Origin of the sequence: Clostridium sp. AF36-4 (assembly GCF_003435975.1) — a bacterium.
Lineage (GTDB): Bacteria > Bacillota > Clostridia > Lachnospirales > Lachnospiraceae > Eubacterium_F.
Genome location: NZ_QTVH01000003.1, coordinates 37,104 through 53,005, shown reverse-complemented (window position 1 = coordinate 53,005; position 15,902 = coordinate 37,104). Strand labels below are relative to the sequence as shown.

Genomic DNA, 15,902 nt, shown 5'->3' with positions numbered 1-15,902 from the left:
TTTTACTTTTGGGACGAGCCGGTATTATATCGGTTCGTTCCTGTGATGTAAAAAAGAAATTTTAAATGGAGGATACTTTCAATGGAATTTGTAACATATGAAGTAGAAGGTGCAGTTGGTATTATTACCATCAACCGCCCAAAAGCATTGAATGCGTTAAACAGTGCTGTTTTGGATGAACTGAATCAGACTTTGGATGCAGTTGACCAGAATGAAATCCGCTGCCTGATTTTGACAGGTGCCGGAGAGAAATCTTTTGTTGCCGGTGCAGACATCGGAGAGATGAGCACATTGACAAAAGCAGAAGGCGAAGCCTTTGGTAAAAAAGGAAACGATGTATTCCGTAAGTTAGAGACATTCCCGATTCCTGTAATTGCTGCAGTAAACGGATTTGCTCTTGGTGGCGGATGCGAGATTTCCATGAGCTGTGATATCCGTATCTGTTCTGACAATGCCGTATTTGGCCAGCCGGAAGCAGGTCTTGGTATTACTCCTGGATTTGGCGGTACACAGAGACTTGCTCGTTTAGTAAGCCCTGGTATGGCAAAACAGATGATTTATACAGCAAGAAATATTAAAGCAGACGAAGCTTACCGCATTGGTCTTGTAAATGCTGTATATCCACAGGAAGAACTGATGGATGCAGCAAAGAAGATGGCATCCGGTATTGCTAAGAATGCACCGATTGCTGTCCGCAACTGCAAAAAGGCAATTAACGAAGGTCTTCAGGTAAATATGGATGAGGCAATTGTAATCGAAGAGAAATTGTTCGGTGACTGCTTCGAGACAGAAGACCAGAAAGCCGGAATGGGTAACTTCTTAGAGAAAGATAAAGAGAAAAAATTAAAAGTGGTACCATTCAAAAACTGTTAATTCGTGACGACATCCCGTCTGGGATTTGAATCAAATACAATGGAGGTAAATACAATGAAAGTTGGTATTATTGGAGCTGGAACAATGGGTTCCGGAATTGCGCAGGCATTTGCGCAGACAGAAGGTTATGAAGTTTATTTGTGTGACATCAATGAAGAGTTTGCTGCAAACGGTAAAAACAAGATTGCAAAAGGTCTTCAGAGACTGGTTACAAAAGGAAAGAAAACACAGGAAGATGTTGATGCAATCTTAGCTAAGATTACAACTGGCGTAAAAGACATTTGTACTGATTGTGATTTGATTGTTGAGGCAGCTTTGGAAGTTATGGATGTTAAAAAACAGACATTCAAAGAATTGCAGGATATCGTAAAGAAAGAAGACTGCATTTTTGCTACGAATACTTCTTCTTTGTCAATTACAGAAATCGGTGCAGGTATTTCTCATCCGGTTATCGGAATGCACTTTTTCAACCCGGCTCCTGTTATGAAGCTTGTTGAAGTTATCCGTGGCGAGAACACAACAGACGAAGTAAACGATAAAGTAGTTGCTATTGCAAAAGAAATTGGTAAAACACCGGTTGAGGTAAAAGAAGCTGCCGGATTTGTTGTAAACCGTATCTTGATTCCTATGATTAACGAAGCAGTTGGCATCCTTGCTGATGGTGTTGCTTCTGCTGAGGGTATCGATGCTGCTATGCAGCTTGGTGCAAACCACCCAATGGGACCTCTTGCACTTGGTGATTTGGTTGGTCTTGATATCTGTCTTGCTATTATGGAAGTTCTTCAGGCAGAGACTGGTGACCCGAAATACCGTCCACATCCATTGCTTCGTAAAATGGTACGTGCCGGCAAACTCGGACGTAAAACTGGTGTTGGATTCTTTGATTATTCCAAATAATATTATAGAAAGGAGTTCATGTTATCATGGATTTTAAATTAGACAAACAGCATGAAATGGCGAGACAGTTGTTCAAAGATTTTGCTGAGAACGAAGTAAAGCCACTTGCGCAGGAAACCGATGAAACAGAAGTATTCCCTCGTGAGACTGTTGACAAAATGATGAAACTTGGTTTCATGGGAATTGCGATTCCTAAAGAGTACGGCGGACAGGGCTGTGACCCATTGATGTACACAATGTGCGTTGAGGAGTTAGCTAAAGTTTGTGGTACAACAAGCGTTATTGTATCCGCTCATTCTTCTCTTGGTGCTGACCCAATTATGATGTACGGTACAGAAGAGCAGAAAAAGAAATATCTTGTACCACTTGCAAGTGGTGAGAAATTAGGCGCTTTCGGTTTGACTGAGCCGGGTGCAGGTACGGATGCACAGGGACAGCAGACAAAGGCTGTTTTAGATGGTGACGAATGGGTACTCAATGGTTCTAAATGCTTCATCACAAATGGTAAAGAAGCAGATATTTATATTATCATTGCTGTAACCGGTATCATCGAAAAACGTGGTAGAAAAGTAAAAGAAATTTCTGCTTTCATCGTTGAGAAAGATACTCCTGGATTTACTTTTGGTACAAAGGAGAAGAAGATGGGTATCCGTGGTTCATCCACATACGAGTTAATCTTCGAGGACTGCCGTATTCCAAAAGAAAATCTTCTTGGTGCACAGGGCAAAGGTTTCGGAATTGCCATGCATACACTGGATGGTGGACGTATTGGTATCGCTGCTCAGGCACTTGGTCTGGCAGAAGGTGCTTTGCAGGCAACAATCGATTATGTAAAAGAAAGAAAACAGTTCGGTCGTTCGATTGCACAGTTCCAGAATACACAGTTCCAGCTTGCTGATATGGCAACAAAAGTGGAAGCTGCTAAGATGCTTGTGTATCGTGCGGCAATGGCAAAAGCTACGCAGAAAGTTTACAGCGTAGAAGCTGCTATGGCAAAATTGTACGCAGCAGAAGTTGCTATGGAAGTAACAACAAAAGCAGTTCAGTTACACGGTGGTTATGGCTACATCAGAGAATATGACGTTGAGCGTATGATGCGTGATGCAAAAATCACAGAAATCTACGAAGGAACTTCAGAAGTTCAGCGTATGGTTATCTCTGGCAGCTTATTGAAATAGGAGGTGCTCTCGTGAAAATAGTAGTATGTATTAAACAGGTGCCGGATACTAAGGGCGGTGTTGTATTTAACCCAGACGGTACATTGAATAGAGGTGCGATGCTTACCATCATGAACCCGGATGATAAAGCCGGTTTGGAAGCAGCACTGAGAATTAAAGAAGAAACAGGTGCAGAAGTTACTGTTCTTACCATGGGACTTCCAAAAGCAGAAGAAGTTCTTCGTGAGGCAATGGCAATGGGTGCTGACAATGGTATCCTTGTAACAGACCGTGTACTCGGTGGTGCTGATACTTGGGCTACTTCTACAACAATTGCCGGTGCGCTTCGTAACATTGATTACGATTTGATTATCACAGGCCGTCAGGCTATCGATGGTGATACTGCACAGGTTGGTCCACAGATTTCCGAGCACTTGGATATTCCGGTTATCTCTTATGCACAGAATATCAAAGTGGAAGGTGACAGCGTAATCGTTGAGCGTCAGTATGAGGACCGTTACCATGTAGTAAAGGCTAAAATGCCTTGCTTGATCACTGCTCTTTCTGAGTTGAATGAGCCACGTTATATGACTCCGGGCGGAATCATGGACGCATTTGACAAAGAGATTACCGTTTGGGGACGTGCAGACCTTAAAGATGTAGATGATTCTAACCTCGGTCTGAAAGGTTCTCCGACAAAAATTGCAAAAGCTTCCGATAAGGTTCGTAAGGGTGCCGGCGAAGTTGTTACCCTTGACCCGGCAGAAGCTGCTCAGTATATTGTAGATAAGTTTAAAGAGAAACATGTAATCTAATTATTATAAAGGAAAAGTGGTGAAAAAAATGAGTTTAGAAGAATATAAAGGTGTATATGTCTTTGCACAGCAGGTTGACGGAGAAGTAAGTGGAATCGCTTACGAACTGCTTGGCAAAGCAAAAGATCTGGCAAAAGATTTGAACGCAGAAGTTACCGCTGTTTTGCTTGGTTACGGTGTTAAGGGCCTTGCGGATTCTTTGGCTGAGTATGGTGCAGACAAAGTAATCGTAGTGGATGACAAAGAACTTGAAGTATATCGTACAGAGCCATATGCTCACGCACTTGCTTCTGTAATCAATGAGTACAAACCTGAAATTATGCTGGTTGGTGCAACAGCAATTGGTCGTGACTTAGGTCCTCGTGTATCCGCACGTGTAGCAACTGGTCTGACTGCTGACTGTACAGTACTTGAGATTGGTGATTTCACCGATAACATGACAAAGGAGACCATTCCAAATCAGCTTCTTATGACACGTCCTGCATTTGGTGGTAATACAATCGCTACGATTGCATGTCCATACAACCGTCCACAGATGGCTACCGTTCGTGCCGGTGTTATGCAGAAGATTGACCCAATTAAGGGTGCAAAAGCTGAAGTAATCGAGTACAATCCGGGATTCACTCCGGACAATAAATATGTTGAGATTCTTGATGTTGTGAAATCTGTAGCTGACACAGTAGATATCGCAGATGCTAAGATTTTGGTGTCTGGCGGTCGTGGTGTTGGAAGCGAAGAAAACTTCAAACTTCTTCAGGATTTGGCAGATGTCCTTGGCGGAACTGTAAGTTGTTCCCGTGCCGTTGTTGAGAATGGTTGGCTTCCAGTTGAGCGTCAGGTAGGACAGACTGGTAAAACCGTTCGTCCTAATGTATACTTTGCAATCGGTATTTCCGGTGCCATTCAGCATGTTGCAGGTATGGAAGAATCTGACATTATCGTTGCTATTAACAAAGACGAGACAGCTCCAATCTTTGATGTAGCTGACTACGGTTTGGTAGGCGATTTGAATAAGATTGTTCCTCAGTTGACAGAGATGCTGAAAGCAGAATTGGCTGAGAAAAACTAATCTTTAGGCGAGAAATCGTTTGATAAAAAAGAAAACAATAAATCACAGTTTGTGGTTTATTGTTTTCTTTTTATTTGAGGGTGTTTAGATGATGAAGAAAAAAGTATATCAAAAACACTATGCGTTTATTGTAGAAAACCCGGAAGATGAATTTTGGGAAAAGTGTATGTCTTAGGACAGGATGGTACAAATCAAGTAGATTCGTATTTTTTTGTTGTTTTGTAATGTTCGAGGGGGAGGCTCATAGAGTGTAAAATTGCGTCAAAGGTTTGGATTTTTTTGGGTGGTCATACTTTTTTTGCAAAATGAGATGAAACGTATGACCGAAATATGTTGTTGGGGGGAAAATAGAATAATTTTACTGCGTTGAATTTTAGGAAAATGATTTAAGCAGGTGGATGGTATAATCGGTGTTAAGTACTTTTGTTGCCGATGAAACCACAAACTTCTTTGGGATTATTGTATTTATTTTCTATTTTTATCGGCAACATAACAAGTTCTTCTCTAGGAGTAAGGAGAACTTAGAATTTCAAAAAGGAAGAGGAGGGTTTTCTATGAATAAGAAAACACAAAAAAAATATGTAGCTTTATTAACACTGTTAGCAATGGTTATTTGTACAATGTTTTGTACAAACACTGTTAAGGCAGACACTAACTTACCATGGGATGAATCTGAAGTAGTAGAAACATCCACATGTATAGTTAATGGTGTAGAACGGAATTTGATTATTCTTGACGATGCATCTGTATATTTAAGAATAGGAGAATCCGCCCCTCTCTTGATTTATGTTGGCTTTAATAACGTATCAGCTAAGTTTGATCAATATGGAACAATTTGGGTGATGGATTCTCGTGATGATGCTATACGTTGGTGGAATTATGACTTATCTCCTACTGAGCTTGACTTCTATGCAATTAATAAGCCAACTGCAGAAAACCCAGATGCTTTTGTTGATGACGTTGAATCATTCATACTTGATGAAAATAACAAATTCATTGTTGGATACAAAACTTTTTCTGGTCAAACTTATCCAATATTGACATTGGACGAAATGAAAGAAGTTTTGAAAGACTCATCATCTACACCAACACCTACACCATCAAACACCCCTACACCAACACCTTCTTCAACCACTCCAGCAGCCACGCCTAATAACACTGCTCCTTCTGCTCCAACAGTTAGCCCTGTTGTCACTCCCCCAACCACAAATACTCCTGCTGTTACCCCAAAAACAACCGTAGCACCAAAAGTATCTGTGAAAAAGAAAGCTGGTTATAATTGTCTTTCTTTGGGAAGTAAAATTACAAGTAAGTACAAACTTACTAAGGGTAAACTCACTTGGAAAGGAAGTAGTAAGAGTAAGAAATACTCTGGAATTAAATCAGCTGCTTTTATAAAGAAGAGTGGTAACCTTGTCTTCTTAACTAAAAAAGGTAAAGTATACACCTTATCTCCTAAAGGGAAGAAAAAGTGTATCGTTAAGAAGAAGGCCAAAAAACTTATCTTAAAAAATAAGTTTGCAGTAAAGGTCCAAGTAGGTAAGAAGTTTATTAATCTAGCTAATAAGTAATGCTTTGACAGCAACACTAGTTTTGACAGGGATTGCGTTGCCAGTAAAAGATATAATGGCTCAGTAAATAAAAGTGGAAAAAGGGCCTCCCTCCATGTGAGACGGGATAACGCAAAGCGTTATAGTCGCACATAGGGGGAGGATTTTTTTTGTTATAGAGAAAGGGGGAAGGGAAAGAAAATAATGACAGGTGTTGTGTTTTATGTTATAATAAGAAAAAATATATGCAAAAAATTGAAAAAATACTTGTACTGATGGCACAACATAGAAAATGTATGGTACTGGTATTCTGAGAAAATGGATATAATATTTATTAAAGAAGTGACGAGTATATTTTAAGGGAGGAGTACAAATATGGTTACAGCGAGAGATATTAACGATATTCAGGCATTAAAACCAGATGAGCAGGTGTTGGTTCTTAGTTTGGTTAAAAGTTTTGTAAAATCGCCTGAAAATACAAATGAAGATCAAAAACGATTAGCAAGAATGAGACAAAAGTACGTTGAAAAAAATCCGATGACAATGGATGAGATTAATTCAGTTATAGAAGGAGAGTAAGGTATGCAGGTGGTCATAGATACTAACATGTTCCATTTTATATAACAGCAAAGGCAACAAAATCAAGACTTGTTACGGGAAATATAAAACATTATCCGATAGAACAAATGCGTACAATGATATGGGAATTAACCTAGGTATGAATTTATATTGAGAGACTTAATGAAAAGGACAGCGGTTAGGCTGTTCTTTTTTATAGACAAAAATTGAGGAGAATATTGTATTATAGAGAAGATTGTGATAAAATGACACTTACTAGATGTCGAAAGCGTTTTAGCAGGCAAACATAACGATTAAACAGAAAGGAATGGTGATTTTATGAAAACAAAGTTGGAGGAAAAAATGAAACGAATATATTATATTTTTATCGTATGTATTATGAGTGCTTTTATGCTATCCTGTGGCAAAAAGCAGGATGTAAATATACCTGACAAGCAAGAAGAAAAGGTTCAACAAGAAAAAAAAAAGGAAAAAGAAGAGAAAAGTATTTCATTACAGACAGATTATCATATAGAAGATTATGAAAATGGTTATTTAATTGTTTCAAAATCAGATGGCATATTGTACGGAGCTATTGATAGAAATAATAAAAATATTATTCCGATGGAGTATGATAGTGCTTCTTTTTTTGATTCCGAACTGCTAAAGAAGAAGGGAAAAGTATTTATTAAAACGAGTTATGAGAAGAAAAAGTCAGTGTTTAATAAAGATGGAAATAAAATAATAAATGATTTGGATACTTCAGCCTTTGGTGTGGTTGAGTATGAAACAGAGGCGAATCAGGATGTACCTATATTATTTTATGCTCAAAATAGCGAAAAAAACAATATTAGTATTTACAATGAAGATGGAAGCCAGAAAAGTTCGTTTAATTTGCCTGTAGATAGTGATGCCTCAATTTTGACTGTTTCGGAAGAATGGGTGAATGAGCAGTGTTTTATCGTTACTATAATGGCTTCATCATGGGTTAATACTTATTTGTATTCCTATGATGGAAAATTATTAAAGCAATGGAAAAATTGTTCCTTTAGGCATTGTAATGCGAGAGGCAAATCTGGAAATGAATATCATGTATATGTTGAAGGAGGAGATTGGAAAAAAAATAAGATAACAACGGAAAAAATATATATTGATGAAAATGGTATTTGCAAAACGGTAGGAAAGTATTCAAAAGTACAAGAGCGCTTAGATGAATTTGATAGTGATAAAGAACCAGTTGAAATTATCAAAACTTATCATATCGGAAATAATAAAGAAAATACCATTTCTAAGAGTAATGATACATGGAAGTATCAAACCACATCAGGGGATGCAGTTTATGATGCCCGCTATTATAGTTGTTTGAAGATTGATACGGCATACCTTTTATCGAATGAGAATAAAGAAGCGTGTGTAATAACAGAAAACGGGAAAAAGGTTCTAGATTATGGTGATATTTCTTATGAAGGAGATGAGGACTATTATTATCAGAACATTAAAATAAATAAAAAGAATTTCTTTTCGGATTTCAATAGTGTTTGTATTGTGACGAAAGAAAACGAAAAGGAAGTGGCGCATTTTTATGACGAAAAAATGTAAGTAAGAGTTGAAAAATGTTTAAATTGGATAATATATTGTACTATTTTACGACAATAATGTATCACATGAAACACCGAGAACTTTTGCAAATGTTTTTAATTCAATATCTGTAACGAAACGTTGTCCGGATTCAATACGTTGAATTGCATTTTTGTCAAGAGCAATACCTTCTAACTGCATTTTATCGGCTAAAGCTCGTTGGGAAGTCTTTGGAACCATATTTTTTCGAAGTTTTGCAATGGCAAGTCCGGAAATATTATTTCTGCCATTAGTTGCTTTGTTTTTATACATAAAATCACCGTCCTAAATTAATTCGTTCAATATCGAAATTATAAGGGATATTATTGGTTGATATGACACATAGTGGATGTCAAATGAGATGTAGAGATAATAAATATAATTATAGTTAAAAATGTGATTTTTATTCAGTTTTATTGAGTTAAAAATTAGGTAGGTAGCGCAAAAAAGATAGTTAAGCGAGATAAAGACAAAGAGACAAGGAGAAAAAATATGAACTATAAAAGGAAAAAAATATTGCGTTTTGTATTGCGTTGTTCTTAGGAATTGAACTGTTTGGCAATTCATGGAGTGTTCAGAGAACATATAAGGTAAAAAATGCAGGGAAAAAGAAAGTAAAAGCAAAGCCTGGGGCAAAATGAGATGAAACGTATGACCGAAATATGTTGTTGGGGGGAAAATAGAATAATTTTACTGCGTTAAATTTTAGGAAAATGATTTAAGCGGTTGAATGATATAATCGGTATCAGGTACTTTTGTTGCCGATGAAACCACAAACTTCTTTGGGATTATTGTATTTATTTTCTATTTTTATCGGCAACATAACAAGTTCTTCTCTAGGAGTAAGGAGAACTTAAAATTTCGAAAAAGAAAAGGAGGGTTTTCTATGAATAAGAAAACACGAAAATATGTAGCATTATCATTATTGGTAGCTTTGTTTGTATGCACCATATACAACTCAAATGTAAGTAAAGCAGAAAAAACAACCTATACAAAAAAAGCCATCATTTGTACTGTAAACAATGTAAGTCGGACCTTAACTTGGTCTAATGATGGAGGTATATACTTTAAAAACGGAGATTCAAAATCTATTCGATTAATTGCTGATTCATCTCCTTTTTTAAGTATAAAGTTTGACGCATATGGCACATGCTGGGCCTATAAAAAGGAACTCTCTGATGAAGATGAAAATAAATATGAATATGTTCTTCGTTGGTGGAATTATGATATTCTTCCTGATTTATATCTTTTTAAAGTTATCCCTAAAATAACTTCCGAAGGATATTATGAATATGTAAAAGATATAGAATCTTTAATTCTTGATTCTGATAATAATTTTATTATTGGATACAAGACATTTTCAGGAAAAGAATATGCTATACCAACACCAGAGGATATGAAAAAAATATTATCAACAGATAATTATTTAGAATATCCTCAACCTAGGCCACTTAAAGATAACACATCAGCAACGCCTACTCCAACCGTTCCTGCAACTACTCCTCCTGCTCCAACAGTTAGCCCTGTTGCTACTCCCCAAACCACAAGTACTCCTGCTGTTACTCCAAAAACAACCGTAACACCAAAAGTATCTGTGAAGAAGAAAGCCGGTTATAACTGTCTTTCTCTAGGAAGTAAAATTACAAGTAAGTACAAACTTACTAAGGGAAAACTCACTTGGAAAGGAAACAGCAAGAGTAAGAAATATTCTGGAATCAAATCAGCTGCCTTCATAAAGAAGAGTGGTAACCTTGTCTTCTTAACTAAGAAAGGTAAAGCATATACTTTATCTCCTAAGGGAAAGAAAAAGTGTATTGTTAAGAAGAAGGCTAAAAAACTTATCTTAAAAAATAAGTTTGCAGTAAAGGTTCAAGTAGGTAAGAAGTTTATTAATCTAGCTAATAAGTAATGCTAACCGCTAAATTTTGATAGGAAGATAAAATCGAGAATGATGTTAAAAAGGAGGACGAGATGTATGAGGAAAGTAATTAAAAAAGCTGGTGTATTTGCTTTGACAGCAACACTAGTTTTGACAGGGATTGCGTTGCCAGTAAAAGAAAAAGCTGTGGCGGAGACAAAAGATTATGGAATCAGTAATCCTCGTGTGGAATTTCTTGAACGTGAGTGCGTTTTTTTTGGAAATTACTGGCAGAAAGATACTAACAATGATGGTGTTGCAGATCAAAAAGATGATAAAACACCAATTAAATGGCAGGTTTTAGACAAGGTTAATGGTGAGGTTATTTTATTATCTGAACAGATTCTTGATATTCAAGATTATGATAATGAAAATACATCTGTTGCATGGGAAAATTGTTCATTACGCAAATGGCTTAATAATGATTTTATAAATGAGGCTTTTTCAGAGTATGAGAGGACACAGATTATTTTGAATGAAAATAAAGATAATGAACAAAAGAGTGATGATAAAATTACTTTATTATCAGTAAATGATTTATCAGATACAAGTTATGGATTTAATGAAGAAACAAGTTATAAAGATCAGGCTCGAACTGCAGAGTATACTGATTATTCGAGGCACTATGGTTATAAAACATATGGGGACTGTTACTGGCATAAAGATGCAGGATGTGTTTTGATTTCAGGAAGTGTTGCGAGATCTTGGACTGGAAAAGCGGGAATTCGTCCAGTATTAAAATTAAGTAATAATGAATACAAAAAATTACAAACTTCTAGCAACCAAAATATTGCTATAAAAAAGACAATATGGGACACAGTTACATTTGGAAAATATAATCAGAAACCAATTTGTTGGAGAGTATTACAAGTAGATGGTGATAATGCCTTTTTGCTTGCTGACAGTGTTTTGGAAGAAAAACCATTTAATAAAGTGGATGAGATAATAACATGGGAGAAATGTACTTTGCGAAAATGGTTAAATGAGGATTTTTTGGAAGGTTCGTTTGATGCGAAAGAAAAAAATGCAATAATTAAATCAAATGATGAAAACTCAGCAGAAAAAGAGAACGAAGATTATATATTTATATTATCTGAGACAGAAGTTTTAAATGAAAAGTTTGGATTTGCGTCTTCTTATTTATGTGCAACAAATACGAGATATGCCAATTATACAGATGATGGGGAATACGCTGGTTCTTGGTGGATTCGCTCTATTAATAGAAATGATAATACTCCTTATGAAATTTTGTCTAATGGTTGTGTGTCTAGTGGAAGTTGTGTCGATCAAATAGGAGGGGTTCGTCCTGCGATACATATTAATCTTTCCGCTCTCTCATCACTGAAGAAGGTGGGAACTGTAAGTGCGGGAGAGGATGGAATAAAGTATTACGATTTGGAGGGTAAACAAATAAACGGAGCTGTACCGACAGTTAAACCTGATGTGACTGCGACTCCAAAAACGACAGTAACAGTAGAGCCAACCAAGGTTCCAGATGTTACCCCAACAACAGTCCCAACCAAGGTCCCGACGGTAACTCGAACAGTAGAGCCAGTATCTATAACCAAACCAAATGCAGTTACGGGATTCAAGGCTAAATCATTCAAGGGTAAATTAAAGCTATCTTGGAATAAAGTATCAGGTGCATCCGGGTACGTAATTAATTATTCTTTGAAATCAAATTTTAAGAAGGCAAAGAAGGTAACAATTACAAAAGTATCAACAAAAGCTAAGACGCTCAAAGGGCTTAAGAAAAAGAAGAAGTATTTTGTAAGAATTCGCGCATATAAAAAATCTGGAAGTAAAAAGATTTATGGTGCGTGGAAAAAGATATCAAAGAAAACTAAGTAATGGAGAGGTAAAAGAAATCAATATATTAAAATGAAGAAAGGCAAATGGTTTTGATGAGAAATGATGCGTTTGAAAAAAGAGAGCAAATACTTAAATTAAGAACGAAAGTTCTTAAGGTAGAACAAGAACGAACGGATGGTGTAAATACTCTTAGTTTGTCCGAGGTGAGGAAAAAATTGAGTTATAGAATGAATAAAAGTTGAAAATCAAGAAAAAAGTTTGAAAGCCAATGTGATAAAATGACATAAAAGATTGAAAGAGAGGAAGAAAAGTATGAAAAAACGAACTAAACAATATTTCACAGCAGGAACAATCGCTGCAATGATGGTTAGTAGTTATGGCACTAGTGTTCCAGTAATGGCGGCAAAGGTGACTCTGCCAAAGACAGCAAAAGTAGTTGTTGGAGCAAAAAAAGTTTTGAAACTGAAGAACAACAAGCGGGCTGCAAAGTGGAAGGTAAGTAAAGGCAAAAAGTATGTGAAGATTGTGAAGAAGAGCAAGAAACGATGTACAGTAAAGGGCATTAAAAGGGGAAATGCTACCGTGCAGGCTGTAATTGGAGCAAAGAAATATAGCTGCAAGGTTAAGGTTACGGCAAAGGCGAAAAACAAGGTGGGAGAAAGTAAGAGACCAAGTGTATCTCCTACACCGGAGGTAAGTAAGGAGCCAGGTAGTCCCCCTAATAATGCAGCAATATCAACAATAAAACCAACAAATGCACCATCGCCGGAAGAGAAAAATGATAAAGGAAAGCTGAAGTTATTAATAAGTAAACTTCGTGCAAAAGGCTCTACGGTGTCTGAGGATATTCAAAATGAAGAGATATATCAGTGGGAAAATGATGTGTTAGTAGGAATAGATTGGTATTTCTCTGATATTGGTGGCACATTGGATTTAAATGATTTTTCCGGACTAGAGAGTGTTCGTGTGACTAATAACGACGATTTAACTGCATTAGATGTAAGCAAGTGTTCCAAGTTAACAGAATTGTCTTGTTATGGGAATAAATTAACAACGTTGGATGTAAGCCAGTGCACTAATTTGACAGAATTGTATTGTGACAGAAACAAATTAACAACGCTAGACGTAAGCAAGTGTGCTAATTTGGATTGGCTTAACTGCGATGAAAATGAACTGACAACACTAGATATTAGTCAGTGCCCTTATTTGCGTGGTTTGCACTGCTATAAAAACGGCTTAACAACACTAGATGTAAGCCAGTGTACGAACTTGGTTAGCTTGAATTGTCGGTCGAATGCTTTGAAAGTGTTAGATGTAAGCCAGTGTACAGATATGAAAACATTGTATTGCGATAAAAATGAGTTGACGGCATTAGATTTAACTAAATGTACAGAATTGAGAGACTTGGATTGTGGAAACAATAAATTAAAAGAGTTAGATGTAAGCCAGTGTGCTAGGTTGGAGTATTTGTTTTGCCGTTATATTGGCTTAACAATGTTAGATGTAAGTCAGTGTGTCGATTTGAAAAGATTGTATTGTAATAACAACAATTTAACAACTTTAGACGTAACTAAATGTACGGAGTTGAGTGTATTGAATTGTTCTAATAACAAATTAACAACATTAGATATAAGGCAATGCTCAAAGTTGGATGGATTATATTGTGATGAGAATGTACAGGTTGTTAGGGAATAAAATTAAAGAAATTTTAATTGAAGGAGGAAGAGTTGTATGAGAAAAGTAATGGAAAAGTGGACTTCATTTATAATTATTACAGCGTTTGTGATAACAACATTGAATTGTCCAATGAAACAAATAATAAGTAAAGCGGATGAAAAAACTAATAGTTATGGTGTGAATACTCCTGTGTCGGATGAAAATGGCGTTACTACATGGGATTGTGTGTATTTTGGAAATTATCCTCAAAGTAAATATATTCCAAAGAAAGAACCGGAAAATCCAGTATCAGGAAAAGAATATACAGATAGCGACGGAAGCAGGATGGTATATGAGGAATGGGAATGTAAAGAATACGACAAAGAAGATGATGAATATAAAAAAGTAAAACATCAAGGTTATTTTAAAGTAGAACCGATTAAATGGAGAGTTCTTTCGGTTGACGGAGAGGATGCCCTTTTAATGGCTGATTCCAGTTTGGATGTCAGATGCTTTAATGAAACATATTGGGTGGATAAAAATAAGAATGAAAAAGTTGAAGAGGATGAAATCGTTACATGGAAAGATTCTTCGCTTCGCTCCTGGTTAAATGATGAGTTTTATCAAAAGGCTTTTTCAGATGAAGAGAAAAAATCTGTGTTAGAAAGTACAAATACAAATGAGGGAACGGATAGTAAAGAAGAAACCTACAATAACAGATTTTCTTTCCCGGATGGTGGAACGACACAGGATAAAGTATTTATTCCATCAAGAACAGAAATGAAGAATGCGGATTATGGAATGCCGGATAATAAGATAGGAAATATAAATAGAGGTTCTAACTGTACGGATTATGCGAAAACAAAGTTGAATTATGAGTCAGAATCAACTTATTGGTGGCTACGCTCGCCACAAGCATATTTTGTTGATTCAGGGGATTTTGATTATGCTATTATGATGGATTGGGATGAATATCCAACAGTGGATGATAATTGGGGGATTCGTCCAGCAATTCATTTAAATTTATCAAATGAAAGTTATGAAAAAACAGATAAATTGACGATAGAAGCATATAAAAAGAAGGTAGAATATCTTATAGATGGTGTGCCGGTGCTTTTATCATGTATGAGTGATGGCAGTGTTTGGTTAAAAATTGGGGAAGAAAAGGAAAAAGTGGTTGATAGAGCTGATTACGGAGTAAAGGAAGCGGGCTTAAGTCGTGATGGAGTATATTGTACTATAGATTATGAGGAACAAGCCTACTATGGGAAGAATTATGAGTATGAGGGGGAATACCATGCAATTGATTATCTGAAGGGATTAAGAGGTGGCTCACCATGGTATCATAGAACAGAATTAGGGAATATTGTTTCTTCCTGTGATGATGCTAAAAATGGAGAAACAGCAGTTAGATTTATTTACGACAAAGATAATTATGTTACAGGATATGAAACAACCAAGGGCACAATTGTTAAATGGACTTCCTATCAGGAAATGGAGGCGCTAAGTGATGCAAGTGATGATGAGCCGGATACGCCGCCGTCACTGCCACCTACTGCTACTTCAAACCCTGATAAAGGAAGCTTGAATACACAGAACACCGTTCCATCTGGACAAACAACGAGTAAACCGAAAGTAAGCATGGGAAAGAAAGTTCAGATGCCATCCAAGATTATTTTAAAATCCGCTAAAAATGTAAAAGGGAAAAAACTTTTCATTAAGTGGGAAAAAGATAAAAATGCAAAAGGTTATCAGATTTCTTATTCAACGAACAGGAAATTTAAAAAGAACACGAAGACAACAGCTACACCAAAAACGACTTTTACAGTCAAAAAATTAAAAAAGAAAAAAACATATTATGTGAGAGTTCGTGCCTATACACTTTCGAACGGGAAAAAGGTGTATGGAAAATGGAGTAGTGTAAAGAAAGTTAAAATCAAGAAATAAAAAGAGCATAGAGATAAACGTTTGTTGAGAGGA

The 15,902-nt window shown here is 36.5% G+C and carries 13 protein-coding genes; 12 read left to right on the top strand and 1 reads right to left on the bottom strand.

Features of this window, described 5'->3' with window-relative positions; translation table 11 throughout:
* The first annotated feature begins 81 nt into the window (after positions 1-81).
* From DW005_RS02390 to DW005_RS02355, 8 genes are all read left to right on the top strand, one after another.
* Positions 82-873: an enoyl-CoA hydratase-related protein gene (locus DW005_RS02390; protein ID WP_022375830.1), complete on the top strand. Its 792-nt coding sequence runs from the start codon at positions 82-84 to the stop codon at positions 871-873.
* Between the two features lie 54 nt (positions 874-927).
* Positions 928-1,770: a 3-hydroxyacyl-CoA dehydrogenase NAD-binding domain-containing protein gene (locus DW005_RS02385; RefSeq protein WP_117478006.1), complete on the top strand. Its 843-nt coding sequence runs from the start codon at positions 928-930 to the stop codon at positions 1,768-1,770.
* A 26-nt stretch (positions 1,771-1,796) separates the two neighbouring features.
* Positions 1,797-2,948: an acyl-CoA dehydrogenase gene (locus DW005_RS02380; protein WP_022375828.1), complete on the top strand. Its 1,152-nt coding sequence runs from the start codon at positions 1,797-1,799 to the stop codon at positions 2,946-2,948.
* An 11-nt stretch (positions 2,949-2,959) separates the two neighbouring features.
* Positions 2,960-3,742, top strand: coding sequence for an electron transfer flavoprotein subunit beta/FixA family protein (locus tag DW005_RS02375; RefSeq protein WP_022375827.1), 783 nt, complete (start codon positions 2,960-2,962; stop codon positions 3,740-3,742).
* A gap of 28 nt (positions 3,743-3,770) precedes the next feature.
* Positions 3,771-4,811 (top strand): electron transfer flavoprotein subunit alpha/FixB family protein, encoded by a 1,041-nt coding sequence (locus DW005_RS02370; RefSeq protein ID WP_117478106.1) that lies wholly within the window; start codon positions 3,771-3,773, stop codon positions 4,809-4,811.
* Positions 4,812-5,365: 554 nt separating this feature from the next.
* Positions 5,366-6,382, top strand: a complete 1,017-nt coding sequence (locus tag DW005_RS02365) for a hypothetical protein (protein WP_117478005.1) — start codon at positions 5,366-5,368, stop codon at positions 6,380-6,382.
* A 354-nt stretch (positions 6,383-6,736) separates the two neighbouring features.
* Positions 6,737-6,940: a hypothetical protein gene (locus tag DW005_RS02360; RefSeq protein WP_117478004.1), complete on the top strand. Its 204-nt coding sequence runs from the start codon at positions 6,737-6,739 to the stop codon at positions 6,938-6,940.
* A gap of 330 nt (positions 6,941-7,270) precedes the next feature.
* Positions 7,271-8,518, top strand: a complete 1,248-nt coding sequence (locus DW005_RS02355) for a WG repeat-containing protein (RefSeq protein WP_147324407.1) — start codon at positions 7,271-7,273, stop codon at positions 8,516-8,518.
* Between the two features lie 45 nt (positions 8,519-8,563).
* Here the strand turns inward: DW005_RS02355 and DW005_RS02350 are convergent, their stop codons facing one another.
* The gene (locus tag DW005_RS02350; RefSeq protein WP_117478002.1) at positions 8,564-8,809 is read right to left on the bottom strand and encodes a helix-turn-helix transcriptional regulator; all 246 of its coding nucleotides are present in this window, start codon (positions 8,807-8,809) and stop codon (positions 8,564-8,566) included.
* Positions 8,810-9,422: 613 nt separating this feature from the next.
* On the opposite strand from DW005_RS02350, the gene DW005_RS02345 reads away from it, so the two are divergent.
* From DW005_RS02345 to DW005_RS02330, 4 genes are all read left to right on the top strand, one after another.
* Positions 9,423-10,445, top strand: a complete 1,023-nt coding sequence (locus DW005_RS02345) for a hypothetical protein (RefSeq protein ID WP_117478001.1) — start codon at positions 9,423-9,425, stop codon at positions 10,443-10,445.
* Positions 10,446-10,511: 66 nt separating this feature from the next.
* Positions 10,512-12,305, top strand: a complete 1,794-nt coding sequence (locus DW005_RS02340) for a DUF6273 domain-containing protein (RefSeq protein WP_117478000.1) — start codon at positions 10,512-10,514, stop codon at positions 12,303-12,305.
* Positions 12,306-12,578: 273 nt separating this feature from the next.
* On the top strand, positions 12,579-13,961 hold the full coding sequence (locus DW005_RS02335; RefSeq protein WP_117477999.1) for a leucine-rich repeat domain-containing protein: 1,383 nt from the start codon (positions 12,579-12,581) through the stop codon (positions 13,959-13,961).
* A gap of 36 nt (positions 13,962-13,997) precedes the next feature.
* Positions 13,998-15,869, top strand: coding sequence for a DUF6273 domain-containing protein (locus tag DW005_RS02330; protein ID WP_117477998.1), 1,872 nt, complete (start codon positions 13,998-14,000; stop codon positions 15,867-15,869).
* The last annotated feature ends 33 nt before the right edge of the window (positions 15,870-15,902 follow it).